Source organism: Thalassospira profundimaris WP0211, assembly GCF_000300275.1.
Taxonomy (GTDB): Bacteria; Pseudomonadota; Alphaproteobacteria; order Rhodospirillales; family Thalassospiraceae; genus Thalassospira; species Thalassospira profundimaris.
In genome coordinates this window covers 317,086-341,597 of record NZ_AMRN01000002.1, presented here as the reverse complement: position 1 = coordinate 341,597, position 24,512 = coordinate 317,086, and the positions used below count along the sequence as shown (strand labels likewise).

At 54.7% G+C, this 24,512-nt stretch carries 26 protein-coding genes; 9 read left to right on the top strand and 17 right to left on the bottom strand.

Translation table 11 applies throughout. The annotated features are described in order from the left end of the window. Window positions 1-3 precede the first annotated feature (3 nt). The 10 genes from TH2_RS05830 to rfaD all read right to left on the bottom strand — a co-directional run bounded on the left by TH2_RS05830 (window position 4) and on the right by rfaD (window position 9,902). Entirely contained in the window at window positions 4-741 is a 738-nt protein-coding gene (locus TH2_RS05830) for a GMP synthase (protein WP_008889478.1), read from the bottom strand. A 142-nt stretch (window positions 742-883) separates the two neighbouring features. After that, entirely contained in the window at window positions 884-1,987 is a 1,104-nt protein-coding gene (gene ychF / locus TH2_RS05825) for a redox-regulated ATPase YchF (protein WP_008889477.1), read from the bottom strand. 64 nt (window positions 1,988-2,051) lie between these two features. Continuing rightward, complete coding sequence (gene pth, locus TH2_RS05820; RefSeq protein ID WP_008889476.1) at window positions 2,052-2,831, bottom strand: aminoacyl-tRNA hydrolase; 780 nt, start codon at window positions 2,829-2,831, stop codon at window positions 2,052-2,054. A 15-nt stretch (window positions 2,832-2,846) separates the two neighbouring features. Beyond that, window positions 2,847-3,476 (bottom strand): 50S ribosomal protein L25/general stress protein Ctc, encoded by a 630-nt coding sequence (locus TH2_RS05815; protein ID WP_008889475.1) that lies wholly within the window; start codon window positions 3,474-3,476, stop codon window positions 2,847-2,849. A gap of 122 nt (window positions 3,477-3,598) precedes the next feature. Continuing rightward, entirely contained in the window at window positions 3,599-4,531 is a 933-nt protein-coding gene (locus tag TH2_RS05810; RefSeq protein WP_008889474.1) for a ribose-phosphate pyrophosphokinase, read from the bottom strand. 314 nt (window positions 4,532-4,845) lie between these two features. Next, window positions 4,846-5,859 (bottom strand): hypothetical protein, encoded by a 1,014-nt coding sequence (locus TH2_RS05805; RefSeq protein ID WP_008889473.1) that lies wholly within the window; start codon window positions 5,857-5,859, stop codon window positions 4,846-4,848. A gap of 119 nt (window positions 5,860-5,978) precedes the next feature. After that, the gene (gene pgeF, locus TH2_RS05800) at window positions 5,979-6,800 is read right to left on the bottom strand and encodes a peptidoglycan editing factor PgeF (RefSeq protein ID WP_008889472.1); all 822 of its coding nucleotides are present in this window, start codon (window positions 6,798-6,800) and stop codon (window positions 5,979-5,981) included. 43 nt (window positions 6,801-6,843) lie between these two features. Further along, entirely contained in the window at window positions 6,844-7,971 is a 1,128-nt protein-coding gene (locus TH2_RS05795) for a class I SAM-dependent methyltransferase (protein ID WP_008889471.1), read from the bottom strand. Window positions 7,972-7,973: 2 nt separating this feature from the next. Then, window positions 7,974-8,807, bottom strand: coding sequence for a prolipoprotein diacylglyceryl transferase (gene lgt / locus TH2_RS05790; RefSeq protein WP_008889470.1), 834 nt, complete (start codon window positions 8,805-8,807; stop codon window positions 7,974-7,976). 108 nt (window positions 8,808-8,915) lie between these two features. Beyond that, window positions 8,916-9,902: an ADP-glyceromanno-heptose 6-epimerase gene (gene rfaD / locus TH2_RS05785; protein WP_008889469.1), complete on the bottom strand. Its 987-nt coding sequence runs from the start codon at window positions 9,900-9,902 to the stop codon at window positions 8,916-8,918. 210 nt (window positions 9,903-10,112) lie between these two features. Between rfaD and TH2_RS05780 the strand changes: the two genes are divergently transcribed. The 6 genes from TH2_RS05780 to TH2_RS05755 all read left to right on the top strand — a co-directional run bounded on the left by TH2_RS05780 (window position 10,113) and on the right by TH2_RS05755 (window position 14,197). Beyond that, entirely contained in the window at window positions 10,113-10,451 is a 339-nt protein-coding gene (locus TH2_RS05780) for an accessory factor UbiK family protein (RefSeq protein ID WP_040822936.1), read from the top strand. A 247-nt stretch (window positions 10,452-10,698) separates the two neighbouring features. Next, window positions 10,699-11,205: a type III secretion system chaperone family protein gene (locus TH2_RS05775; protein ID WP_120224348.1), complete on the top strand. Its 507-nt coding sequence runs from the start codon at window positions 10,699-10,701 to the stop codon at window positions 11,203-11,205. Between the two features lie 229 nt (window positions 11,206-11,434). Further along, a complete protein-coding gene (gene proC, locus TH2_RS05770) occupies window positions 11,435-12,250 on the top strand; it encodes a pyrroline-5-carboxylate reductase (RefSeq protein ID WP_008889466.1) in 816 nt (271 codons plus the stop codon). A 42-nt stretch (window positions 12,251-12,292) separates the two neighbouring features. Continuing rightward, complete coding sequence (locus TH2_RS05765) at window positions 12,293-13,009, top strand: TetR family transcriptional regulator (RefSeq protein ID WP_008889465.1); 717 nt, start codon at window positions 12,293-12,295, stop codon at window positions 13,007-13,009. 197 nt (window positions 13,010-13,206) lie between these two features. Next, the gene (locus TH2_RS05760) at window positions 13,207-13,659 is read left to right on the top strand and encodes a phasin family protein (protein WP_008889464.1); all 453 of its coding nucleotides are present in this window, start codon (window positions 13,207-13,209) and stop codon (window positions 13,657-13,659) included. A 190-nt stretch (window positions 13,660-13,849) separates the two neighbouring features. Next, window positions 13,850-14,197: a tRNA-binding protein gene (locus TH2_RS05755; RefSeq protein ID WP_008889463.1), complete on the top strand. Its 348-nt coding sequence runs from the start codon at window positions 13,850-13,852 to the stop codon at window positions 14,195-14,197. 101 nt (window positions 14,198-14,298) lie between these two features. Here TH2_RS05755 and TH2_RS05750 read toward each other — a convergent pair whose 3' ends face one another. From TH2_RS05750 to TH2_RS05740, 3 genes are all read right to left on the bottom strand, one after another. Then, the gene (locus tag TH2_RS05750) at window positions 14,299-15,651 is read right to left on the bottom strand and encodes a PAS domain S-box protein (protein WP_008889462.1); all 1,353 of its coding nucleotides are present in this window, start codon (window positions 15,649-15,651) and stop codon (window positions 14,299-14,301) included. Between the two features lie 225 nt (window positions 15,652-15,876). Next, on the bottom strand, window positions 15,877-17,367 hold the full coding sequence (locus tag TH2_RS05745; protein WP_008889461.1) for a methyl-accepting chemotaxis protein: 1,491 nt from the start codon (window positions 17,365-17,367) through the stop codon (window positions 15,877-15,879). 223 nt (window positions 17,368-17,590) lie between these two features. Then, window positions 17,591-18,367 (bottom strand): ferredoxin--NADP reductase, encoded by a 777-nt coding sequence (locus TH2_RS05740; RefSeq protein WP_008889460.1) that lies wholly within the window; start codon window positions 18,365-18,367, stop codon window positions 17,591-17,593. Window positions 18,368-18,801: 434 nt separating this feature from the next. Between TH2_RS05740 and TH2_RS05735 the strand changes: the two genes are divergently transcribed. Next, the gene (locus tag TH2_RS05735) at window positions 18,802-19,497 is read left to right on the top strand and encodes a nitroreductase family protein (protein WP_008889459.1); all 696 of its coding nucleotides are present in this window, start codon (window positions 18,802-18,804) and stop codon (window positions 19,495-19,497) included. Window positions 19,498-19,566: 69 nt separating this feature from the next. On the opposite strand, the gene TH2_RS05730 is transcribed toward TH2_RS05735, so the two are convergent. The 4 genes from TH2_RS05730 to TH2_RS05720 all read right to left on the bottom strand — a co-directional run bounded on the left by TH2_RS05730 (window position 19,567) and on the right by TH2_RS05720 (window position 22,299). Beyond that, window positions 19,567-20,901, bottom strand: coding sequence for an ATP-binding protein (locus TH2_RS05730; RefSeq protein ID WP_157193864.1), 1,335 nt, complete (start codon window positions 20,899-20,901; stop codon window positions 19,567-19,569). Then, window positions 20,865-20,999 carry a hypothetical protein gene (locus tag TH2_RS21985; protein ID WP_476686621.1) on the bottom strand — a complete coding sequence of 45 codons (135 nt, stop codon included), beginning with the start codon at window positions 20,997-20,999 and terminating at the stop codon, window positions 20,865-20,867. Before TH2_RS21985 ends, TH2_RS05730 begins: the two co-directional genes overlap by 37 nt. Continuing rightward, window positions 20,951-21,679, bottom strand: a complete 729-nt coding sequence (locus TH2_RS05725) for a response regulator (RefSeq protein ID WP_008889457.1) — start codon at window positions 21,677-21,679, stop codon at window positions 20,951-20,953. The genes TH2_RS21985 and TH2_RS05725 overlap by 49 nt, the downstream gene beginning before the upstream one ends. A 104-nt stretch (window positions 21,680-21,783) precedes the next feature. Next, on the bottom strand, window positions 21,784-22,299 hold the full coding sequence (locus tag TH2_RS05720) for a MarR family winged helix-turn-helix transcriptional regulator (protein WP_008889456.1): 516 nt from the start codon (window positions 22,297-22,299) through the stop codon (window positions 21,784-21,786). Between the two features lie 113 nt (window positions 22,300-22,412). Between TH2_RS05720 and TH2_RS05715 the strand changes: the two genes are divergently transcribed. Together TH2_RS05715 and TH2_RS05710 are read left to right on the top strand one after the other, a co-directional pair. After that, a complete protein-coding gene (locus TH2_RS05715) occupies window positions 22,413-23,309 on the top strand; it encodes a branched-chain amino acid aminotransferase (RefSeq protein WP_008889455.1) in 897 nt (298 codons plus the stop codon). A 184-nt stretch (window positions 23,310-23,493) separates the two neighbouring features. Then, a complete protein-coding gene (locus TH2_RS05710) occupies window positions 23,494-24,447 on the top strand; it encodes a hypothetical protein (protein WP_008889454.1) in 954 nt (317 codons plus the stop codon). The last annotated feature ends 65 nt before the right edge of the window (window positions 24,448-24,512 follow it).

The window sequence follows — 24,512 nt, the reverse complement described above, 5'->3', positions numbered from 1 at the left end:
CCGTTAACTGCTCTGCCCGACATCGCATGCCATGCGGTTCTTGACCAGCACCTTCTCGGCAAAGCGTTCAAACCACGCCCCGAACGCCGCATCATATTTCGCCCGCCCGGCCCGCTGGGTATCGGGGCATTGTGCGTTCGGGCGATCGGTCTTGTCGGCCGCATTCGAAAGCCAGCGTTCATGGGCTTCGTCATCGACTTCCGGGTGGAACTGAATGCCCCAGATGCGCTCGTCAATGTGATAGGCCTGATGGGGGAATGTCGGGCCGGTCGCGACCAATTCTGCCCCGTCGGGAATGCCAAACCCTTCACTGTGCCAGTGATAAACCATCAGTTCTTCGGGAAACAGGTGCTCGCCCGCTTCTGTCGCCTGCACCGGGTAATAGCCGATTTCGGTCATGCCTTCGGGATGGGGCACAACATCCTCACCAAGATGGCGCGCCATCATCTGCGCGCCCAGGCAAATGCCCAGATACATCGCATCACTGGCCACCACATGCGGTAGCCAGTTCATGATCGCACGCACATTATCCAGATGATCGTCATTGGCACTCATCGGGCCACCAAACACGACAACCAGATGATATTTGCCAAGATCGGTCGGAAGCTGATCACCTTCACCGGGGCGGCGAATATCGAACTCGAACCCGTATTTACGCATTACAGTTCCCAACCGTCCCGGCTGTCCGGTGGCGGAATTGAAAACAAGCAAAATGCGGTTTTTCGGGCTCAGATCGTTCATGCCATCCTCGTTGTTGCAACAGCGAAGGTAGACTGCGCTGGCCTGTTTTGACAAGCCCCCAGGCCATATCGCCCGGACCAAAAGCAAAAGGCCACCGCATAACTTACGGTGGCCTTTGGAGTAATTCCGGAAAAGCGGGTGCTTAGACGTTGAATTTAAAGTGGAAGATATCGCCGTCCTTAACGACGTAGGTCTTGCCTTCCTGACGCAGCTTACCGGCATCGCGCGCACCCGATTCACCGTTAAATTCGATGAAATCGTCATAGGCGATGGTTTCGGCCTTAATAAAGCCGCGCTCGAAATCGGTGTGAATGACACCGGCTGCATTCGGGGCGGTCGCACCTTTGAACACCGTCCATGCGCGCGCCTCTTTCGGGCCAACCGTAAAGAAGGTCAGAAGGTTCAGCAGCTTGTAGCCTTCGCGGATAATACGCGCCAGGCCGGTTTCCGAAAGACCAAGACCTTCAAGGAATTCTTTCTTGTCTTCTGCACTGTCAAGCAGGGCAACTTCGGCCTCGATCGCGGCTGAAATTACAACCGAACGTGCACCCTGTGCTTCGGCCATAGCGGCAACCTTGGCCGAAAGTTCATTGCCGTCGGCTGCGTTGTCTTCATCAACATTGCAAACATACAGGATCGGCTTGCTGGTCAGAAGCTGTAGCATACGGAATGCTTTTTCTTCGTCTTCACCGTCAATTTTAACGGTCCGCGCCGGCTTTCCTTCGCGAAGGGCTTCCAATGACCGTTCGATCAGCGCCATTGTCAGGACCGCATCCTTGTCGTTCTGACGCGCCTTTTTCTGCAGGCCAGGAATACGTTTCTCCAGGCTTTCCATATCGGCCAGCATCAGTTCGGTTTCGATGGTTTCCGCATCACGCACCGGATCGACAGAGCCGTCAACATGGGTAATGTCGTCATCTTCGAAACAGCGCAGAACATGGACGATGGCGTCGGTTTCGCGAATGTTGGCCAAAAACTGGTTGCCCAGCCCCTCGCCCTTTGACGCGCCACGGACCAGACCGGCAATATCAACAAACTCAAGCTGGGTCGGAATGATGGTTGCCGATTTGCCGATTTCCGCAATCTTGTCGAGACGATTGTCAGGCACACCAACACGGCCGGTATTGGGTTCAATCGTACAGAACGGGAAGTTCGCTGCCTCGGCAGCCGCCGTCTGGGTCAGGGCGTTAAAAAGGGTCGATTTACCAACATTGGGCATACCGACGATACCGCATTTGAATCCCATCTTTCCGGGCTCCGTCACTTGAATTTCTGTTTATCAGGATCGGTTTGCAAATGTGCAAACCAGACTATTTCTTTTTGCCAAATGCCTTGGCAAGCGCTTCGGCCATGGCCGAGGCTGCATTACTTACCGGGGTATCGGCGCGCTCAAGCCGCACCTTTGCCGCCCCTGAAAGATCATCGATGCCATCACCGGCCTGCGGCTCGGTTGATGCATCTTTGTTTTTCTCACCCTTCTCGGCGGCCGGTTTGTCCTTTTTCGGCGCCTTTGGCTTGGGCGGTGAAACGATGGCGGAAACCTTGCTCATAAAGCCGCCATCATCGCCCTTGGTCAGACGCCCGAATTCGGCCGCCACCGCATCAAGCAAGGTCATCAGCCAGCCATCCTGCTCGGCCTTGGAGAAATCCCCAAGCACATGACCATGCACGCGGGACTTATCCCCCGGATGGCCTATCCCCAAACGAACGCGGCGATATTCCTTACCACAATGGGCATCAATCGATCGCAAACCGTTATGGCCACCATGGCCGCCGCCGCGTTTAACGCGCAGCTTGCCCGGCGGCAGGTCCAGCTCATCATGCAGGACAATAACGTCTTCGACCGGAATCTTGTAAAAGCGCAGGACTTCGCCAACGCTTTGCCCCGAAAGGTTCATGAAGGTTTCCGGTTTCAGAACCAGAACCTTTTGGCCGTTCAATTCACCTTCGGAAATCTGGCCCTGGAACTTTTTGCGCCAGGGACCAAAAGAATAGCGGCGGACGAGTTCGTCCGCCGCCATGAAGCCAATGTTGTGACGATTGGCGGCATATCCCGATCCCGGGTTTCCCAATCCAACCACCAGAAACATCGTAAGACCTCGATCTTATTCTTCGGTCGCTGCTTCTTCTTCGCCTTCTTCGTCAGAAGATTCGTTCTCTTCCGAACGCAGAGCAGATGGCGCAGCAACGGTTGCGACCGTGAAGTCACGATCGGTAATCGTAAGCTCGACACCTTTCGGCAGTTTGATCGCCGAAATGTGGATCGAATCACCAACTTCAACACCGGTCAGGTCAAAGACCAGCTCTTCCGGAATTGCAGACGGTGCGCAAAGAACTTCGACGTCGTGACGAACGATGTTCAGAACACCGCCTTTTTTGAGGCCCGGGGATTTCTCTTCGTTTACGAAGCGAACCGGAACTTCAACGTTGATCGTCTGGCCTTTTGCAAAGCGCAGGAAGTCAACGTGCAGAATTTCGTCAGATACTTTGTCGAACTGAACGTCGCGCGGCAGAACTTCGTATTTCTCTTTGCCAACCTGAACGGTCAGAACGTGGGAATAGAAGCCCGGCTGATGCAGAAGTTTCCAAAGCGGACGCGGGTCAACCTGGAACAGAACAGCTTCCTGTTTTGCACCATAGATAACACCAGGGACCATACCGGCACGACGCACGGCACGGGCGGCCCCCTTTCCGGCCCGTTCACGGATTTCCGCATTGATAACAGAATTTGCCATCGGAAAATCTCCTTGAACTAAAAGTAGTTTGCCCCGCAGGTTGGTGAGAATCACCGCTGAAAGCCTGCGAAAACAAGTGCGGTGGCCTCCAGGGGTGCCACCGCAGCGAGGGCCTTATACCCTCAATCGAAAAGAACGGAAACAGATTTTTCTTCCGAAATGCGGCGGATGGCTTCGGCCATCAGCGGTGCAATCGGAAGCTGTCTGATTTTTCCGCAATCACGTACGGCATCAGATGCCTTGATCGAGTCAGTGGTAACAACCTCGGTCATCGGGGAGTTGGCAATACGCTCAACCGCCGGACCCGACAGAACACCGTGCGAAACATAGGCGGCAACCGACGCCGCACCACGTTCTTTCAACGCACCGGCCGCATTGCAAAGCGTACCGGCGGAATCAACGATGTCATCAACCAGGATGCAAGCCGCATCCTTGACGTCACCAATGACGTTCATGACTTCGGAAACACCGGCCTGCGGGCGACGTTTGTCGATAATCGCCAGTTCCGCATCCAGGCGTTTTGCCACCGAACGCGCACGGGCAACACCGCCAACATCCGGGCTGACGATCACAAGCTTCTTGCCGTCAAACTTGTTGCGGATGTCGCTGGTCAGAACCGGCGATGCAAACAGGTTATCAAGCGGAATATCAAAGAAGCCCTGAATCTGACCGGCATGGAGATCCATGGTCAGAACGCGGTCTGCACCGGCAACCGTGATCAGGTTGGCAACCAGTTTCGCCGAAATCGGGGTACGGGGGCCCGATTTACGGTCCTGACGGGCATAGCCGAAATACGGCATCACAGCCGTGATACGACGGGCCGAACCGCGGCGCAGCGCATCAAGCATCACCAGCAGTTCCATCAGGTTGTCGTTTGCGGGATAAGAGGTGCTCTGAATGACAAAAACGTCCTCACCGCGGACGTTTTCCTGTATTTCGCACCAGATTTCCTCATCAGAGAAACGCTTAACATCTGCACGGGTAAGCGGCAGATTAAGATGGTCAGCAATTGCCTCAGCCAACGGGCGGTTACTGTTACCAGCGAGGATCTTCATATCGGGGCCTCGGTTAATGGGTGCCGGGAAAGCGAAAAACTAAATCCTGTGCGACTCCACTCATAACAGATAGCCGTCATCAGTCCTTCTTGCCCTTGCCGTCAAACAGCCCGAAAACTGGGAATTTCCTGCTGGTTCAACGACACGTTCACGACACTCAAAGACCAAATCCCGGCGATTCTGCTTATCGGCAGATCGCGGCGGCTTTATAACCAGCCGTTAACAGTCTGTAAATGGGCCCAATGCCGAATAACGACAAGGCAGTCATGCAGGTCCTGCCCATCGGCCTCTGGCATCACCGATCACAACGGCAATCAACGCGCCAAAGCTGTCCTGTTATCGGGACGCAGTTGAAGCTTCTTGCTGGTTGCGATCTGTCCCAGAACACCTTCAAGGGTCTCCACCGCTGCTTGGGCAGCAAGGGACGCCACCGAACCCCATCTTTCATCAAGCTGTCCGCGCGGCACGACATTGTTCTGGTTCATCTGGCCCAGTTCCGTGCCGTCAACTTCCATGATGATCCATTCAATAGATACACGGTCAAGCGGTGTGGTGGTTTCTTCCTCGACCGGACTGACATCAATCGTGGCGGAAAGGATCACACTGTTTTCATCCATCTCGCGGTTATCAACCGTGATCCCGCGCGCCTTCAACAACGCCCCGGCTGACCGTGCCAGCGCGGTATTACCGTCGCCCGGCGCACCGGCAAAATCAATCAGCGCGACTTTCATAAGCGGGGCTGCCCGCAAGGACGTCCGGTCGCCGGTAATCATGAAGGCAATCTGATCGGCTGGTTCCGCGACAAGCCCTTCATAGGTTTTTGCCACCGGGTCATCTGCCTTGCCTTCAAGTTCGCGGACTTTATCAACCAGCTCTTTCGGGATGGCGAGGTTGCTTTCCTCTGGCCCGGTGGGTTGATCGGCAAACCATTGATCGGCGGCCAGTTCGCCGGTGGATCGGGTGGTATCAATCGCAAGCCCGTCCGGGCGCATCAAAACCCAGGTGATATCAAGGTCGGCACCATTGTCGCTCAGGCTGGCCTGAACATTGGGGCGCAGGATGTAATCACCGCCGGTATCAGATTCGCTATAGGCCGGAATATCGCGCAGCCGAAGGGCACGTGCCATCGCACGCGCCAGATGGGCCGATGCCCCTTCGGGCAGATCTTCGGTGTTTTCCACCCGAACGGTCCCGGTATCGCGCAATTCAAGCAATGCCGGATCCCCGGCACGTCCGGCACCTTCAAACGGGCGCGGCAAATCGCCACAGGCTGCAAGCAAACCGCCGAGCGCAAAAACCAAAACAACAGAACGCAGGAAAGACTTCATAGGGGCACTTCTAAAACGGGATCTACGCCATCACATGATGACGCAACCAACCATGGTCGCGATGATCATAAAGAAAAAAAGCATTATCAGATGTGGCATGGCATATCCCCCGGGGTCCGCTACGCCTTTGTCAACATGATCGCCGAAAGCTGCCGACCGTAATCGGGCTCCTTGCGAAGCGTCGTGCGGCGATAACTGTAAAAAAGATCTTCCTCGGTCAACGTATCGCGCGCCACCAACTCGACCGAGGCAACCCCGGTGACAATCGTCCTGCGCCGGACATATTCCGGCAGATCAAACATGAAATGCCCGTCGCGCGACGACGGATCAAACAGGTCTTCCTGGCCTTCCGGTCCGGCAAGGATGGTATCGCGGAACGTGCCATCAACTTCATAGGACTTGCGCGCAATGCACGGACCAACAGCGGCATGGATGTTTTCACGCTTGGCACCAAGACGTTCCATCGCATCAACCGTGCTGGCCGATACCCCGCCATGCGATCCGCGCCAACCCGAATGACAGGCCCCGATCACACCGGCAACCGGATCATGAAACAGAACCGGCGTGCAATCAGCGGTCAGAATACCCAGCATGATGTTCGGGCGGTCTGTGACCATCGCGTCGGCCTTGGGAGCTTCATCACGCGAAAGTGGCTTTTCCAGAACGGCTACATCAATACCATGCACCTGATACACCGTGGTCAGACGATCAGGGCTGGTGTTAAACGCGGATGCCGCACGGGCCCGGTTTTCAGCCACGCGGTCTTTGTCATCATCGGACCCGAAACCAACATTAAGCCCGCCATGGATACCATCACTAACCCCGCCCTTGCGGCTGAGGAACCCGTGGCGCAATCCATCCTTGTCCGACAGGTTTGCGGCTTCAAACCAGGTAAGCCCGTTGGCGCTGCGTTCAATCCCGTCGGTAATCGGATGTGTCATGCTGGCCTTCTCCGTTCCCAAAGGCGTTGCGCTTGCGGTCAATTTAGCCCGCCACGCCACTGACGCAAGGCGGCGGGGTGGTATCGCGACCATACGCGATCAGAACTTTAAAAAGCGTTCCCATCTGATCGGCATCGATCAACCGCGACAACGCCTGATCAATCGCGGTTTTCTGGGCGTCATCGGCACTGGTTTTCAAATGCTCGGCCCGCTGTTCGATGCCAAGCATCCGTAAAAACGTCCCTTGGGTCAGAACCGCACCAGTACGTGCCCCCGCCTCGTTCATCGCCCGCCCGATGGCGGCAAAATCAACATGCGCGGTCAGATCGGCATCGCCCGGATCGCTCAGAACCGGGTGATATTCATGGCCCTTCAACGCCTGGAACGTATCGCCAAATGCACTGCCGGGATGGCCATAATCAATAAACAGTGCCCCGCCGCCCGTCTCGTTCAGACGCCGGGCGATTTGATCGGCAATGGCAATCGCCGGCGCACAGCTTTCAAAGATATCACCTTTTTTCGCAGCCCCGCGCATGGTTGCCGGTATCAGCGCATCCGTGATTGGCGTTTCAGCACCTCGGACAAAACCAAGTTCGCCGGTTTTGGCATCAAGCCCCACCAAACGTTCGGCCCAGCCTTTCTCGCCGCGCTCAAACTGCCGGATTGGCAGCGCGTCAAAGAACTCGTTGCCGATCACAATCGCCGGAACGTTGGCGCGGGTTGGGATATCGTCAAACGTTTCATGCCAGGTGGCCGGAATGCCATAGGCCATGATCGATGTTTGTTGATGGGTGCGCAAAACCGGGCTGGTTTCAACAAACCGCACAGTCAATGCATCGCCAATGCCCGGCACATTGCGCACAGCCCGTAGCGCGTCTGACATCAATGTCCCGCGCCCCGGCCCCAATTCGATCAGATCGATTTTTGGCGGGCTACCCATCTGTTGCCAGGTGACAGCCGCCCAAAGCCCGATCAGTTCGCCAAACATCTGACTGACTTCCGGTGCGGTGATGAAATCACCGGCACGCCCGAACGGGTCCTGCTTGCGGTAATAGCCGTGCTCGGGATGGGCCAGTGCCTCGGTCATGAAATCGGCAATGGTGATCGGGCCCGATACATTGATCCGGCGTTTGATATGGGCCAAAAGCGGGCTGTCGGTCTCTGACGTCATGTTTACGCGGCTTCGGCTTCTTTGGGATGGACGCGGGTTTCAATCGGTTTGGATTTCAGCGCATAGACAATGCAGCCAACCCCGACCAGCACCATCGGAATCGACAGAACCTGTCCCATGGTAATGCCCCCGGCAAGGTAACCAAGCTGTGCATCAGGCTGGCGGAAGAATTCGACAATGATCCGCGAAATGCCATAACCGGCGACAAACGTGCCACCAAGGATCCCCGGGCGATGACGCACAAATGCATTGCGCGACAGAATAAACAGGACAACAAACAGGATCAGACCTTCAAGGGCTGCTTCATAAAGCTGGCTTGGATGGCGCGGCTCCGGCCCACCATTGGGAAATACCATGCCCCATGCCACATCGGTGGTGCGGCCATACAATTCGCCATTGATGAAATTGGCAATCCGGCCAAAGAACAACCCAATCGGGGTCGCAACCGCGGCGGCATCCAGCACAGCAAGAATGGAAATATTGCGCTTTCTGGCAAACAGAATGATGGCAACAATCACACCCATGAACCCGCCATGGAACGCCATACCGCCCTGCCAGACCTTCAGAATATTGGCCGGGTTATCCAGATAATAATCCAGATTGTAAAACAGGATATAGCCCAACCGCCCGCCAAGGATCACACCAAGTGTTGCCCAGAACAGCAAGTCATCAACATCGCGCTTGCTCATGATGTTGGGCGTTTTGGTGCAGTAATAAACCACATATTTCCAGCCCAGCAGCAGACCGGCAATATAAGCCAGCGCATACCAGCGAATGGCAATCGGGCCGATGGAAATCGCAATCGGGTCTATCGCCGGGAAGGCAAGGCTCAGCATCTGGAAAACTCCGGATCAGCAAATGGGTGATAGCAGCAAGGTCGGTTTGAACTCGCAAACGAGTTGGGCAGCATCATGGCAAACCGCCTGATCCCTGCCCGCCGCTTATCAGCGGAATGGATCCTCGGTCGCAAGATAATCCTGCACATAGGACCGCACCCCTTCCTCAAGCGATGTCATTTCCTTGCCATAGCCAGACTTGCGCAGCTTGGTCATATTGGCTTCGGTGAAATACTGGTACTTGTCGCGGATGGATTCCGGGGTCGGCACGAACTTGATATCGGGCTCCTTACCCATGGCGCTAAACACTGCCAGTGCCAGATCCTTGAAACTGCGTGCCTTGCCGGTGCCAATATTGAACAGATCGCTGACCTGCGGGTTGTCATACAGCCACATGATGATGTCGACCACATCGCCAACCCAGACGAAATCACGCAACTGGCCGCCATCTTCGTAATCGGGATGATGGGATTTGAACAGGGTTGCGGTTTCGCCCGCCGACAGCTTGTCAAACAGTTGCGACACCACCGACCGCATGCCGCCCTTATGGTACTCGTTCGGCCCATAGACGTTAAAGAACTTAAGCCCTGCCCACTGTTTGGGCCGGAAACCGTTTTGATCGAGAATGCGACGGAACCGGCGATCGGTGGCATGCTTGGACCAGCCATAGGCATTGAGCGGTGCCAGCTTTGCCAGATCAGCGTCATCAAAGCTGTCATCAAAGCCCTGCTTGCCATCGCCATACGTCGCCGCCGACGATGCATAGATCAGGCGCGATGAATGGCGCGAACACCATTCCCACAGCCATGCGGTCAGTTTCAGGTTGTTGACGACGATCTTGTCGGCATCGGTTTCCGTGGTCGCGGAAATCGCGCCCATATGGAAAATCGCCTCGACATTGCCGGCATGCTCTTCAAGGAAATGCGGCAGTTCATCGGGATGAACAATGTCACGCAGGTTCCGCTTGGCGATGTTTTTCCATTTGATGCCATCACGCAGGCGATCAACGACAACGATGTCGGTTTCGCCACGCTCTTCAAGGGCGGCAACAATATTGGAACCGATAAACCCGGCACCACCAGTGACGATAAGCATTGCATTCTCCTGACGGGGTCTTCCTTCCGCGAAAGGTGGCGACCACTGATCACATATGTCGACACTTTATAAGACCGCCCCTGATCTGGAGCAAGAAAAGCCATGCAAAATAACGCTATCGTCATGTCCGCTTCATGACGTGCGGCTTGCCCTGAGCCGATGATGCGCCATATTATGCCCAACAACAGATTCAAAAAGCCGGAGACCACCATGCAGATCAACAACCGCATTCTCGATGACCTGACCCGGGTTACCAATTCCGCATTGGGCACCATGACCGGTGTCAAAGGCGAGGTAGATGCCATGATCCGCCAGCAGTTTGAAAAGATCCTGCTCAATATGGATCTGGTCACCCGCGAGGAATATGACGTCGTGCACGATGTTGCTGTCCGTGCCGCCGAACGCATTGATGCGCTCGAAGCCAAGATTGCCGATCTTGAAAAGCGTCTTGATGCCACGGAGCCGGCCAAGAAACCGGCTGCAAAACGCAGCACCGCCAAGGCTGCCCCGAAGGCCGCACCCAAAACGGCGGCAAAAAAAGACGCCTGATCGGGGCGACCATCCCCACATAAATTCCCATATATGCGAAATGACGCGGGCGTTTTACGCGCCTGCGCCAACATTTGCTGTCACAAGCAGGGCCGCTTGACGGTCGATCAGACAGACCGGGCAAACAGGCCGGGTGACAATGATCCGAATATTCATTGCTGTCCTGCGCGCAGCAGCGGTTGAAACAAAGCGTTCACCGGCATATAGTGCGCGCCCTTTCGCACATGCTTGAACAGGCTGGGTATTAATGAACGACCAAATGGAAGATATCGGCGACATCGGCGATGAAAACCCGCTGATCCTGGTCGAGGATATCGCCCGCACCAACCAGTGGCATCTGGAACGCCGCAGCTCGGACGAGATTGTGGTCGAAATTCCGGCCCACTGGTGCACCTATCTGGTCTATTTCACCTGGCGTGAAGATGCCGAGGCGCTTCATATCGCCTGCTGCTTTGATCTGTTCGTGCCCGAACCGCTGCGCCCACGCATCTACGAACTGGTTGCCAAATGTAACGAGCAACTCTGGATCGGGCATTTCGGTCTGTGGCTTGAAGAAAACATGCCGCTGTTCCGCCATACCCTGCTGTTTGGCGGCGATGTTCCGCCAATGGTCGAACAGTTCGAAGAACTGATCGATATCGCCCTTTCGGAATGCGAACGTTTCTTCCCGGCGTTTAACTTTGTGCTGGGTCAGGGCAAAACACCGGACGAGGCCCTGATGCATGCGATGCTCGAACCTGCCGGTCAGGCCTGATCATACGAAGCCCATCCAACCTACCAAGGACGGCCTCATCGCCGTCCTTTGTCGTTTCAGGACTGCTTTTTGCGCCTGTCTCGCTATGATCCCGACCACACGCCAATAATGCCCCACTTGCCCTCTGCACTGACTTGACCCACCTTGAGAAGATCGCTACGGCATTGCATCAAGTGTGTTGATCAACGCATGATCAACCAAACCCGATGGTTAAAGCGGAGCAGAATTTATGAATACGCGTCTTTTGCTGGTTGGCTGTGGCAAGATGGGCAGTGCCATGCTCGAAGGCTGGCTGGCCCGCGGGCTTCAGGCATCGAACGTCTTTATCGTTGAACAGAGCGAAACGGCTGAAAAGCTTGAAGCGCAATACGGCATCAATGGCGTTCCCGATATTGATCACATCCGCGAAGACTTCATTCCGCAGGTTGTGCTGTTTGCCGTCAAGCCACAGGTCCTGCCCGATCTGATTGACGCCTATAAACCGCTGGTGCGCGCCGAAACGGTCTTTTTGTCGGTCGCCGCAGGCAAAACCATCGACTTCTTCACAAGCCACCTTGGCGAACATGCCCGCATCGTGCGCGCCATGCCCAACACACCCGCCGCCGTCTCGCGCGGCATGACGGTGATGTGCCCGACCGAAAATGTCAGCATCGCCCAGCGCGACATGTGTCAGACCCTGCTTGAAGCCGTCGGCATGGTGTCCTGGATCGAGGATGAAAGCCTGATGGATGCGGTTACCGGCCTGTCGGGCAGTGGCCCTGCCTATATCTTCCATCTGGTTGAGGCCATGGCGCAGGCCGGCGTTGCAGCTGGCCTTCCGGCCGATCAGGCGATGACACTTGCCCGCCAGACCGTGGTAGGTGCGGGCTTCCTGCTTGATGCCAGCGAAGAAACTGCTGCAACGCTTCGTGAAAATGTCACAAGCCCCGGCGGCACGACGGCGGCCGCACTCAATGTTCTGATGGATCCGAAAACCGGCCTGCCCGATTTGATGACGCGCGCGGTTGCCGCCGCCCGTGACCGGTCCAAGGAACTGGCAGGCTAACGCCAAACCGACACCCGTTACACCCAACCCAAGGAGGACGTCATGCCACCCAAAAAGGATATCGCCAATCTGCTGATCGATGCGGCCCTGAAACTGGCCGCGGAGCGGAACTGGCATGACGTCACCCTGATTGATATCGCCACCGAAGCCGGCGTGTCGGTTGCCGACTGTTACGACCATTGCAGCAGCAAGGGCGACCTTCTGCGTCGCTTTGTCAAACGCGTTGACCGCGAAGTTTTGGCCGATATCGACTCTGAGGATTTCAACGAGCCCGGTCATGACCGCCTGATCGCGGTGATCATGGCGCGGTTTGATATTCTCTCTGACTACCGCCCGGCCCTGCGATCGATCATCAATGCCGGGGGTGACCTTGGCCCGGCCGACGGGCTGCGGGCAATCAAGACCCATTTTGGCGCCATGCGCTGGATGCTGGAGGCCGCCGGTTTTCAAACAGCCGGGCTGCATGGCAGCATGCGGGTTGCTGGCCTGACAGCAGTTTACGCCAAAACCTTCAAACACTGGCTTGATGACGACAGTACCGATTTCGGTCCGACCATGGCATATCTTGATCGCGAACTGTCAAAGGCCGCCAATTGGGACCGCCAGGTTGAAAAGGGTTTTGGCAGGGCATCATCAATTTGTGGTAAAATTGGCAAACGCTGCCGGAATTTTTCGTTCAAAAAACCGTCGCGCGACGGGGACGCCACACCGGCCGAAACCCCGTCCGATCAGGCGACCTCATCGACGACCAACAGCTAATATCCTGATCTGAAACGCGAAATTCACATGAACACCCAAGGTTATATTTTCGACACAAAACAATAACCTATAAGTTTTTGTGCAGTGCAAAATAATTCTTGACGGCAGGCGATCATTCCGGCATATTGCAGTTGAATTTGTGCGGCGCACAATAGCGCCTCATTCCATATCTGTTGCAAACTAGTGGAGTGCAAACCATGACCGCCGCAAAAAAGGCAACCAACCCGTTCTTTGATCTCGACTTCACCAAATACACTGCGGACTTCAAAGTTCCGGGTGTTGACGTGAACGAAATGATGGCTTTCCAGCGTAAAAACGTGGAAGCCCTCACCAAAGCCAACAAGGTGGCCTTCGACGGTTTCCAGGCTGTCGCTCAGCGCCAGAGTGAGATCTTCAAAACGCTGCTGGATAAAGTTCAGACCCAGGGCAAAGATTTCGCTGCTACTTCTGCTGACGACCCGATGGCTTCGGCTGCAAAACAGACCGAAGCTGCAAAAACGGCTTACGAAGAAGCCCTTGCAAATGCCAAGGAACTGTCAGGTCTGGTAACCAAGTCCCAGGAAGAAGCGCTTGCTCTTCTGCAGACTCGCTTTACCGAATCCCTTGACGAATTCAAAGCTGCGATCGAAAAGTCCGCAGCCGCGAAGTAACAGCTTTGGCTGTTAAATTCCCGTAATCTACTTGATGGCAGGACTTTGTGGTCCTGCCATTTTTCTTATGCCCTGCTCTGTTTTGCCTGCTTGTTTTTGCTCAAACTCCGGAATTGATACCTCGCTTACGGATTGGGCTTATCACGACCAGATGATCTGACTAAGCTGCCTTCATAACAAGGAGACAGCCATGAGTGACGAAATCAGTTTTGATGATTTTCTCAAAATCGATATCCGGGTTGGCACCGTGCTCGACGCCCAGGAATTTCCCGAGGCCCGCCGCCCTGCCCTGAAACTCTGGGTCGATTTCGGGCCCGAGATCGGGACCAAGAAAACATCCGCCCAGATCACCAAACATTACACGCCCGAAAAACTGATCGGCCGTCAGGTCGCGGGTGTGGTCAATTTCCCCAAAAAGCAGGTCGGCCCCTTCATGTCGGAATTCCTCTGTCTTGGTTTTCCCGACGGGGATGACGACAAGGGTATTGTCCTGATCCGTCCGGATCAGGATGTGCCAAACGGGTCGCGCCTGTTCTAACCCGGCAGCCCCACCCCAAAAGCGCCAACTACAAAAGAAAAGGGCAGGTATCTTATTGCGATACCCGCCCTTTTCCCGCTCGTGTCACGCTCCCGGCAGGGTTAGCGTGCCAAAATCCCCGATGCTTCGCGCGTTCTGCCAACAATCAGGGAAATGTCTTCCGACGCCTTGATCATGTCATTGAACGAAAGCTGGGATGTCTCGAGGGCACTCTGTACGCCGCACATCTCGCTGCTGACCTGATGGGTGATTTCAGCTTGCTGTGAAACAGCCAGCGACACCACCGCCACCCGACTGAGCATCGCTTTTAGATCCCCCCGGACAGCTGTTGAAACACGTGCCGTTTCACCGACGCATTCTTCCAAAACTTCGATCTGCTCAATAATGGCGGGATCATCGCGTGCGCAGTCGCGCAATACATCAAGTGCCTTTTCAATCGCTGCAATCGCCCCGTCACTTTCGATTGCATGATCGAATGCGTGATCGGCAACCGATCGCAGCTCGGTCATACGTTGGGCTGTTTCATCCACACTGCTGACAAGACGTCCGGCGACCATCGCACTGACTTCCAGATGTGCATGCGCCTGACGCCAAGACGCCGCAATATCCTCGTAACGCTGATCAATCTTGCCGACGGTCTGGTCAATTTCGTCGAAACCGGTTTCAAGTGTCGATTTCAAATTAGCCAGTGACGTAACCTGTTCGGTAATATCGCTGGCAAGTTTGACGATCTTGCACACTTTTCCGTCGGCCCCGTAAACCGGGCTATAGCTTGCTTCAAACCACACCTCGCGACCGTCCTTGCCAAAACGCTTGAACTGGCAGGCGCGGTTCTTTCCCTTTGCCAGCGATCGCCAGAACGCACGGTACTCGGCGCTCGCGGCATAATCGGGATCAACAAACATGCTGTGATGCTTGCCTGCCACATCCGACAGGCTGTACCCTATGGCGACGAGGAAGTTGTAATTCGCTGTCAGGATGTTGCCCGCGACATCAAACTCAATGACCGCCTGGCTATGTTCAATCGCGTCCACTTTACCCTGCAGGTCGGCCAAACTTTCATGACGCTCGGTAACCTCAACGCCAAGCCGGACAATGCGAATCACCTTGCCATTGCGATCTTTCACCGGACCGACAGTTTCTTCAACCCACTTGCGCTCCCCGGTCTTTGTGATCCACGGCAAGATGACACTTTTGGATTTACCGGCCCGCAAATCAACCCAGCACAGACCGTACTCGGCCGCCTCGACCACATCGTCCGACAAAAACATCGAATGGTGACGGCCCAGAACCTCTTCTTCGTCATATCCGGTCAAGACAAGGAAATTGTCATTTACACGGATGACATTGCCCGTCAGGTCCAGTTCCGCAACAGAAAACGACGCGTCAATCATGCCGAAAACGTCATCGAACTCATCAGCGGCTTCAACAGTTATGGATGTCAGTGAATTCATGGACAACTCCGGCATATCACAACTACGCAATACGGGTTCATTTGATGTACCGACTATCGCCTGACCATGCCTGATACGATATCCCCATTTGGGGAGGGTTAATATACATCGGTATATATATTGGTATAATTTTCATGGCAAGGCACTAACGTATGAAAAAAGGCAGAATGCAAAAGCATCCTGCCTCTTCAGTTCAAATTGGTCTGAGTTCTGGTCTCGACGACCTTAGCGCGCCAGAACCAATGCAGCTTCTCGGGTCCGACCAACATTACCCAGAACCATCGACGATGCATCACGGATAAAGTTTACGCTGCTTGCGAACTGTTCGACAGAGTTTGCCATGCTTTGCATGTTACTTGATACCTCTTGGGTCACCGCACTCTGCTCTTCAACCGCAGACGAAATCGTCGTCACATTGTTAAGAACACCTTCGACTTCACTACGGATTGATCCCAGCACGTCGGAAACTTCGCCAGCAATGTCCTGAACGCCTTCGATTTCCGAGGTAATCTGCTCAGTTGCCTTGGCGACCTGATTGGCCAGGTTTTTGACCTCGGTCGCAACAACCGCGAACCCCTTGCCGGCCTCACCAGCACGGGCCGATTCAATCGTAGCATTAAGCGCCAGAAGGTTGATCTGCCCTGCAATTCCCTGAATGACATCAATGATGCTGCTCATTGCAGAAACCACCTCATTCATTTTCTCGGTCGATGCGCCAGCGGCGATGGATTTTTCAAACACCTGATCGGTCGACGACCGTGCTTCGGCCATGCTGCGCGAAATCTCGGAAATCGAGGCGGCAAGCTGTTCGGCACCGGCCGCAACAGCCTGCACATTGGACGACGTTTCCTCACAGCTCGAATAGGCAACCGTGGAACGCTGATCAAGCTCGCTCAAGCTCTGGTCAATTTCACCAAAGTTGGTGTCGATCATCAGTTTGAGATCCGTCAGAAGCTTGATTTGATCGGTGATGTCGCTCGCATATTTCACAACCTTGTAGGGCACGCCGTTGGCATCAAAGATCGGGTTATAAGATGCTTCGATCCAGACTTCCTTTCCACCCTTGGCAAAGCGCTTGAACTGACCAGAATTGAAATTCCCCCGTCCCAGATCGCGCCAAAATTCAGCATATTCCTCACTCTTCGCATAGGCCGGATCAGCAAACATGCGGTGATGCTTGCCAACAATCTCGGAGAGCTCATATCCCATCGCATTGAGGAAATTGTCATTCGCATCAAGGATTTTGCCATTCAGGTCAAATTCGATCACGGCCTGGCTGCGGCTAATCGCATTCACCTTGCCTTCGAAGTCGGCCATGGCTTCCTGACGCTTGGTAATGTCCGAGGCAAATTTTACGATCTTGATTATGTTGCCTTTGCTATCGAACACCGGGTTATAGGTGGCCTCAATCCAGATCCGCTGACCGGTCTTGGTAATGCGCGGGAACGCAGCACTTTTAAATACGCCCTTGCGTAAATCGGACCAAAAGACCTCATAATCTGCACTGCGACGAATTTCTTCGGGCACAAACATTGCGTGATGCTTTCCGACAATCTCGGAAAGTTCATATCCCAGGACATCCAGAAAGTTCTTGTTGGCGCGCAAAACATTGCCCTGCAGATCAAATTCGATAACCGCAAGCGATTTACCCAGCGCATCCAGAGTCATGGCTGCAGTCTGGGAACCGGATTGTTTGAAAAAGTTGAAAAAGCCCATCTTCGTTTCCTTTCACACTGCATCAGGACATTTAACAAGTTTCCAAACCTGACGCTTCATGACCCCAAACTATCCAACTCCCGACCAAGCAAACATCCCCATTTGGGGAGGCATATATACCTACGTATACAACCCAGTATAAATCCCGGATTTCGCCCAAGCAAAAAGGCAGCACCCGACGGATGCTGCCTTCTGATCTTTCGGCCAAAATGTGGCTGGATGTTTATTTCTCGACAAACGCCTTTTCGATCACGAAGTGGCCCGGCTCGTTCATGTTGCCTTCCTTGCCTCCCCACTCAAGAAGCATCTTGCGGGTATCGGCAATCATCTCGGGGTTACCACACAGCATGAAGCGATCGTTTTCAAGGGTCGGCTTTTCCAGACCAAGGTCTTCATAAAGCTTGCCTGATGCCATCAGTTCGGTGATACGGCCCTGATGCTTGAACTCTTCACGGGTCACGGTCGGATAATACAGAAGCTTGTTCTGAACATCTTCACCAAAGAATTCGTTGTTCGGCAGTTCGCTGTGAATGAATTCCTGATAGGCCAGTTCGCGCACTTCGCGGCACCCATGCACAAGGATCACCTTGTCATAGCGCTCATAGGTCTCGTAATCGCGGATCACACTCATGAACGGCGCAAGGCCCGTACCAGTCGACAGCAGCCACAGGTTCTTGCCCGGCAAAAGGTTGTCGTGGATCAGGGTTCCGGTCGGTTTGCGCCCGACCAGGATTTTGTCGCCAACCTTGATGTGCTGCAAACGCGAAGTCAACGGACCGTTCGGCACCTTGATCGAGAAGAATTCAAGCTCTTCATCATAATTCGCACTGACCATCGAATAGGCGCGCAAAAGCGGCTTGCCTTCAACTTCGAGGCCGATCATGGCGAACTGACCATTGATGAATCGGAAGCCCGGATCACGGGTGGTCTTGAACGTGAAGAGGGTGTCAGTCCAGTGGTGGACATAGGTGACGGTTTCTTCGTTTAAATTGCTGGCCATAACGCTACATCAATCCGTTTCGTCTGTCTGAGTGTGGAACCGTGGCGGGAAACACGGAGTATATATCCCGGCACGCATTCCATGCCAAGTTGCCGCGATTTAACATCAATCAAGCGTATATCGCAAGCAAACAATCAAAATTTATTGTCATTTTGTGTGAATTACATAATTTTATGTATATTTAGTGTGAAATACCCTTTTGCGCCCCCCCCCCGCCGCTGGAACGAATTGGTTTTACGCCAATTGATCTCTGTGCGATTTGATAAGCCCGCCTGCCACTTCATGCAATGACACATCGCAATGAATGCGGGCGATGTTGGTTGGTAATCGTTTGTCTTTCACGTCTGTGTGCGTGACGGCGTTTGGCCTTGTCGCGCAGATCAACGCTTCATAAGATCGGGCTTACCCATAAACAAAAACAATCAGGAAGCGCCATGTCGTCGAACAAGCCTCTGACCACAGACTTCATTCCCATTCCACTGCCCGACTATCGCGAATATGACGTGGAAGAAATGCGCGCACGCGCCAAGGGCTTCTATGACGACATCAAAACCCGCCATACCGTCCGCGATTTCTCTGACCGCCCCGTGCCGCGCGACATTATTGAAACCTGCATCCGTGCCGCCGGCACCGCACCAAACGGGGCGAACCATCAACCGTGGCATTTCTCGGTGATTGGCGATCCGGCGATGAAACGCAAAATCCGTCAGGCGGCAGAGGAAGAAGAACGCGCGTTCTACGAAGGCCGTGCTGGCGAAGAATGGCTCGATGCCCTCAAACCACTGGGCACAGATGACGCCAAACCGTTTCTGGAAACTGCCCCCTGGCTGATCTGCATTTTTGGCGAACGCAAAAGCACATCTGCCGACGGCAAACTGCGCAAAAACTATTACGTACCGGAATCAGTCTCGATCGCCACAGGCTTCCTGATTGCCGCCCTGCACCGCGCTGGCCTTGCCACCCTCACCCACACGCCAAACCCGATGAGCTTCCTGACCGATATCTGTGGCCGTCCGGATCACAACAAGCCCTACATCCTACTGGTCACCGGCTATCCGGCGGCCGATGCCACCATCCCGGCCCACGCGACCGAGAAGAAAGACCTCTCGGAAATCGCAACGTTCTTCTAATCGCGCCAAATATGCGCAAACAAAAAGCCCCGCATATCGCGGGGCTTTTTCAATTTGATGTCCGAGCCATTAGTGCCCAATCGGCAACACCAGACGCACACGAAGCCCACCGCCCGGCGCATCTTCAAGCAGAACCTCACCGCCGTGGCCGCGCGCTGAATCCCGCGCAATCGTCATACCAAGGCCAACCCCGCCCGTCGCCTGATTGCGCGACTCTTCAAGACGGTAAAACGGCTTGAACACCTCTTCGCGTTTATCTGCCGGGATACCCGGACCGTCATCGTCAAAGACAATCTCGTAATCCTGCCCCCGACGCCCTGCACGCACCGACAGGTTTGTCGCATACCGCCCGGCATTGGACATGATGTTTGCAATACAACGCTTCATCGATTGCGGACGCAGCTCCATCTCAAGGCTGTCCTCGATATGAAGATCAATCTGCTGCCCATCGCGTAGTGCTTCGCCAACCTGATCGGTCAGAAGCTTGCCAATATCGGTCAGAACCGCCTTTTCGCCCTCTTCCCCGCGCGCAAAGGCCAGATAGGCATCGACCATACGCTCCATATCTATGACATCCTGTTTCAGCGCATCAACACCGGGCGAGCTTTGCTGCATGGCCAGTTCAAGCTTCATGCGGGTTAAGGGCGTGCGCAAATCATGCGACACCCCGGCAAGCAGGGCTGTTCGTTGCGACAGATGACGTCCAATACGATCACGCATCGACATAAACGACGTCGCCGCCATACGCACCTCGGCCGCTCCTTCGGGCTTGAAGTTATCAACATCAACCCCGCGCCCGAATTGATCGGCGGCCTTGGCCAGACGTCGGATCGGGCGCACCTGATTGCGCATGAAGATCACCGCCACCCCATACAGGATCAATGCCGATCCTGCGATCCACATAAAGAAGATGTAGGTGGTCGAGTTATACAGGCGCTTGCGCGGGGCGATGATCGACATCACGCCATCTTTCAACTGGACGCGGATTTCAAGTCTGCGATCATCAAGATCAAGGTCAAAGAAGAACGGCCGCTGCAGGCGTTCATCCAGGGCGATATACAATTCCTCGGACACAAGGCCCAGTGGAGGCTCGGTTATCTGGCGCTCAAGGATCGCGTCACGCTCGAAAAACAGGTCGAGCTCCATGCGTGCGCGTGCCGTGTTCTGAATCCACTCGTAATGGTCCGGATCAGGATATTGGCCCAGATAGTCGATCACGAAAACAACATCCCCGGCAAGACCGCGGCTGAGTTGGCGGGCAACCGTGTCCCAGTGCCGTTCAAAGAAGATCAGCACGGTGACGATCTGCAACAGCAGCATCGGCGTCATCAGGATCAGAAGCGACCGGCCCAAAAGCCCCGTCGGCATCAGTGATTTGATCCGTCCGTTCTGTTCGCTACCCACGATGCTTGTCCCTGTCGGTTTTCATGGTCGGTCCGTTTTGCAATGATGGTCAGTCCGTATACAGGACATAGCCCTGACCACGTACTGTCTGCAAGTATCTTGGTTGCTTGGGGTCTTCTTCGAATTTGCGCCGCAGGCGGGTGACCTGCACATCAATGCTGCGCGACACGCTAGGATCAATGGCATTGCCGCTGATCATCCCCTGAAGTTGCTCGCGCGATGTGGTCTGGCCGCGCCGCTTCACCAGCGCTGTCAGCAAGGCCTGCTCCGCCGTCGTCAGATAGATATGCTCCTCCCCGCGGTGCAGGATCATGCGTGTCATATCAAACCGGAACGCGCCAAAGGATGCCGTATTGTCGGATGGGTCTGGCGATCCTGAGATTTCCGGTTCGGGCAGCTCGCCATAGCGCCGCAGGATCGCCTCAATGCGAAGAACCAGCTCGCGCGGCTCAAACGGTTTGGCCAGATAGTCATCCACCCCGGCTTCAAGACCTGCGATGCGGTCTTCTGTCTCCGACAGTGCGGTAAGCAGAAGGATCGGAACTTTTGATCCGCCTTCGCGCAGGCTGCGCGCCAGATCAACGCCCTTTTCGCCGGGCATCAGAACGTCAAGAACGATCAGATCAAACTGCAATCCCGCAAGGCTGGCACGCGCAGTTGCAGCATCTCGCGCCGCAGATACGTTAAAACCGTTCTCGCCCAGATAACGGGTAAGAAGGTCACGCAAACGGTTATCATCATCGACCACAAGAACATGTGGCTGATCAGCACCGGTCATCGGATTTCCCTGGGTTCAGGATCGCTGGAGAACAATTTGGCTGCAAAGTCTTTCAAAAGCGTAAGCATGACGACGTCAAAATTATGACGGATCTGATACCCGCCTCACCCTGCACGACGGCGCAGACCACCCGGGCCATCATCCTCGAACCGCTTGCGGTCCTTTTCATCCATCATGCCCATCATGACCTTGCGGAACCCCTCGACCGATTCTGCCCCGGCCTCGCGATAGGCTGCCGCAATCAGGGCACGTTGCTGTTCGGTCAGTTCGCGCTCAAGCGCCTCGCCCTTTTCAGTCAGGGTCAGCAAACGCTGGCGCCGGTCCTGCACACCAGTCTTTTGTTCGATGAAACCTTCGCGCACCAATTGACCCAGCACGCGCGACAAGGACTGCTTGGTGATCTTGAGAATCGACAACAGGTCACTGACCGTAATACCGGGGTTTCGGCTGACGAAATAGATGACCCGATGGTGGGCGCGACCAAAATTATATTGCGCAAGCATCTGGTCCGCAACTTCGGTGAAATCACGATAGGCATAGAACAGCAATTCAATGCCTTGCCTAAGCTCTTCTTCCCTCAGGAAAAGAGGGTTGACCTTGCGTGTAGAGATATCTGCCATGCTTATCCGTTATGTCAGTTATATTGACACATTAATCTATGAATGTTACCCCGACCAGACAAATAAGGACATAAAGTTACGTCCAGGAACGTTCTTGAAATGGAATTTGGCAAATGACAGCTCCGACCTTTGATAACCGTGATGGTTATATCTGGTATAATGGTGAACTTAAACCATGGCGTGAAAGCACTTTGCATGTGCTGAGCCACGCTGTCCATTACGGGAGTGCGGTTTTTGAGGGGGAACGTTCCTATAACGGCAAGGTCTTCAAGCTGGCCGAGCATGGTGAACGCCTGATCAAGTCCGGCGAAATCCTCGACATGAAAATCCCCTACAGCGCCGCGGAACTCGATGATGCCGTCATCGAAACGCTGGCTGCGAACGACATTACCGATGGCTATATCCGTCGTATTGCCTGGCGCGGTAGCGAAATGATGGGCGTTTCGGCCCAGACCACGCGCATCAATGTCGCCATCGCCTGCTGGGAATGGCCAAGCTATTTCAAGCCGGAAGAACGCCTTAAGGGCATTCGTCTTGATCTGTCGAAATGGGCCCGCCCGGCCCCGAACACTGCACCGACCAATGCCAAGGCGGCCGGTCTTTACATGATCTGCACCCTGTCCAAACACGAGGCAGAGCGCAAAGGCTATGCCGATGCCCTGATGCTTGATTACCGTGGTCAGGTTGCCGAGGCGACCGGTGCCAACGTGTTCTTTATCAAGGATGGTCAGATCCATACGCCGAAGCCTGATTGTTTCCTTGATGGCATTACCCGCCGTACCGTGATTGGCCTTGCCAAGGCGCGCGGCTATGAAGTGATTGAACGCGCGATCATGCCTGAGGAAATGGAAGGCTTTGAAGAATGCTTCCTGACGGGTACTGCCGCCGAAGTCACGCCAGTGGCGGAAATCGGGCAATATACCTTCACCCCGGGTCAGGTCTGCAAGACCATGATGGAAGACTATATGGCGCTGGTACGCGGTGAAAATACGGCTGTCGCAGCTGAGTGATTTTTTTGAATAATCAGATCGATTATTCACATTTTTTGAAGAATACCCCGGTCATCATGGCCGGGGTATTTTTGTTGGGATTTTGTCGTGTGACAAATATTCCACCCCGCCAAGGATGAAATCAGATGTCCGCGTCCTCACATATCGGCGGTCGTGAACACAACCATTGCCACCGGACCACCGCATGAGCCCCAAGACCTTTGCCACCAGGTCGACAGACAAAACCAGATCCGGCATTTTTGTCGCCCTGAGCGTTACGCTTTGCGCGCTGGCTGCGTTTGGCAGCAATATCGCAAACGCCACAGAAACCGTCGATATCCGCTTGCCCGTGCGCGAAGCCGAGTTCGATGTGGTTCTTTCCTGCCAGAATGACAGCACCCCGGAATGCCGGTCCTGTCTTGCATACAGGCCCAGCAACGCGTCGCTTGTGATGTATTCCATTCTAAAGGAAGCCCTGCAGGCGGGCGGGCTTGCCACGAGGGTACAGGTGGTGCCATCGCCGAATTCCGAACGCAGCCGCAAGATGGTCAGTGAAGGCTTTGCCGATATCAAATCGGACTGGGATTTCAATATCGATGCGGACCCGGAAGTGCTGAAATCAGCGCCGATCCTGCGCCGGGGCGCTAGCGAGAAAGGCATCTATGTTCGCGAGGACAGTTTAACACTGAGCGACAATAAGCCGATTTCGAATGTGCATAACTTGAGTGCGGTATCCATTCGCACCTGGCGTCTGGACTGGGACGTTCTGGAAAGTCTTGCGCCTGCAAGCCTGACCAGTGCAGCCACCAAGCAGCAAATCCATGCGATGATCAATGCCAATCGTGCCGATTTTACCTTGCTGGAATTTTCCAGCACGCCGGCGATGGTGCAAGATCTTGAAGGTATTCGCCTTTATCCAATACCCGGCGTCAAGGTCGTCTTGCCCGCCAGCCAGCATTTCATGATATCGCTCCATCTGCCGGATGCCGAAAAGATCGTCGCGGCACTCAATACCGGGATCGATGCCCTGCATGCCAACGGGTTCATTCATCAATGTCTGGCCAATAGCGGCATCATCAATGAACAGGTAAAAGACTGGCGCATCCTGAACCCGTTAGAGGGCCAAATAGCGCCCGAAAAAACCACCCCGTCAAACTGAACTGGCGCGACAGCACCACTCCATCCGGACTGATTAAGTATGAGGATTAGAAACCGCCTGTTTTC

Coding starts and splice junctions, on each gene's coding strand:
- TH2_RS05830 (WP_008889478.1), bottom strand. CDS start 741: ATGAACGATCTGAGCCCGAAAAACCGCATTTTGCTTGTTTTCAATTCC.
- ychF (WP_008889477.1), bottom strand. CDS start 1,987: ATGGGATTCAAATGCGGTATCGTCGGTATGCCCAATGTTGGTAAATCG.
- pth (WP_008889476.1), bottom strand. CDS start 2,831: ATGTTTCTGGTGGTTGGATTGGGAAACCCGGGATCGGGATATGCCGCC.
- TH2_RS05815 (WP_008889475.1), bottom strand. CDS start 3,476: ATGGCAAATTCTGTTATCAATGCGGAAATCCGTGAACGGGCCGGAAAG.
- TH2_RS05810 (WP_008889474.1), bottom strand. CDS start 4,531: ATGAAGATCCTCGCTGGTAACAGTAACCGCCCGTTGGCTGAGGCAATT.
- TH2_RS05805 (WP_008889473.1), bottom strand. CDS start 5,859: ATGAAGTCTTTCCTGCGTTCTGTTGTTTTGGTTTTTGCGCTCGGCGGT.
- pgeF (WP_008889472.1), bottom strand. CDS start 6,800: ATGACACATCCGATTACCGACGGGATTGAACGCAGCGCCAACGGGCTT.
- TH2_RS05795 (WP_008889471.1), bottom strand. CDS start 7,971: ATGACGTCAGAGACCGACAGCCCGCTTTTGGCCCATATCAAACGCCGG.
- lgt (WP_008889470.1), bottom strand. CDS start 8,807: ATGCTGAGCCTTGCCTTCCCGGCGATAGACCCGATTGCGATTTCCATC.
- rfaD (WP_008889469.1), bottom strand. CDS start 9,902: ATGCTTATCGTCACTGGTGGTGCCGGGTTTATCGGTTCCAATATTGTT.
- TH2_RS05780 (WP_040822936.1), top strand. CDS start 10,113: ATGCAGATCAACAACCGCATTCTCGATGACCTGACCCGGGTTACCAAT.
- TH2_RS05775 (WP_120224348.1), top strand. CDS start 10,699: ATGAACGACCAAATGGAAGATATCGGCGACATCGGCGATGAAAACCCG.
- proC (WP_008889466.1), top strand. CDS start 11,435: ATGAATACGCGTCTTTTGCTGGTTGGCTGTGGCAAGATGGGCAGTGCC.
- TH2_RS05765 (WP_008889465.1), top strand. CDS start 12,293: ATGCCACCCAAAAAGGATATCGCCAATCTGCTGATCGATGCGGCCCTG.
- TH2_RS05760 (WP_008889464.1), top strand. CDS start 13,207: ATGACCGCCGCAAAAAAGGCAACCAACCCGTTCTTTGATCTCGACTTC.
- TH2_RS05755 (WP_008889463.1), top strand. CDS start 13,850: ATGAGTGACGAAATCAGTTTTGATGATTTTCTCAAAATCGATATCCGG.
- TH2_RS05750 (WP_008889462.1), bottom strand. CDS start 15,651: ATGAATTCACTGACATCCATAACTGTTGAAGCCGCTGATGAGTTCGAT.
- TH2_RS05745 (WP_008889461.1), bottom strand. CDS start 17,367: ATGGGCTTTTTCAACTTTTTCAAACAATCCGGTTCCCAGACTGCAGCC.
- TH2_RS05740 (WP_008889460.1), bottom strand. CDS start 18,367: ATGGCCAGCAATTTAAACGAAGAAACCGTCACCTATGTCCACCACTGG.
- TH2_RS05735 (WP_008889459.1), top strand. CDS start 18,802: ATGTCGTCGAACAAGCCTCTGACCACAGACTTCATTCCCATTCCACTG.
- TH2_RS05725 (WP_008889457.1), bottom strand. CDS start 21,679: ATGACCGGTGCTGATCAGCCACATGTTCTTGTGGTCGATGATGATAAC.
- TH2_RS05720 (WP_008889456.1), bottom strand. CDS start 22,299: ATGGCAGATATCTCTACACGCAAGGTCAACCCTCTTTTCCTGAGGGAA.
- TH2_RS05715 (WP_008889455.1), top strand. CDS start 22,413: ATGACAGCTCCGACCTTTGATAACCGTGATGGTTATATCTGGTATAAT.
- TH2_RS05710 (WP_008889454.1), top strand. CDS start 23,494: ATGAGCCCCAAGACCTTTGCCACCAGGTCGACAGACAAAACCAGATCC.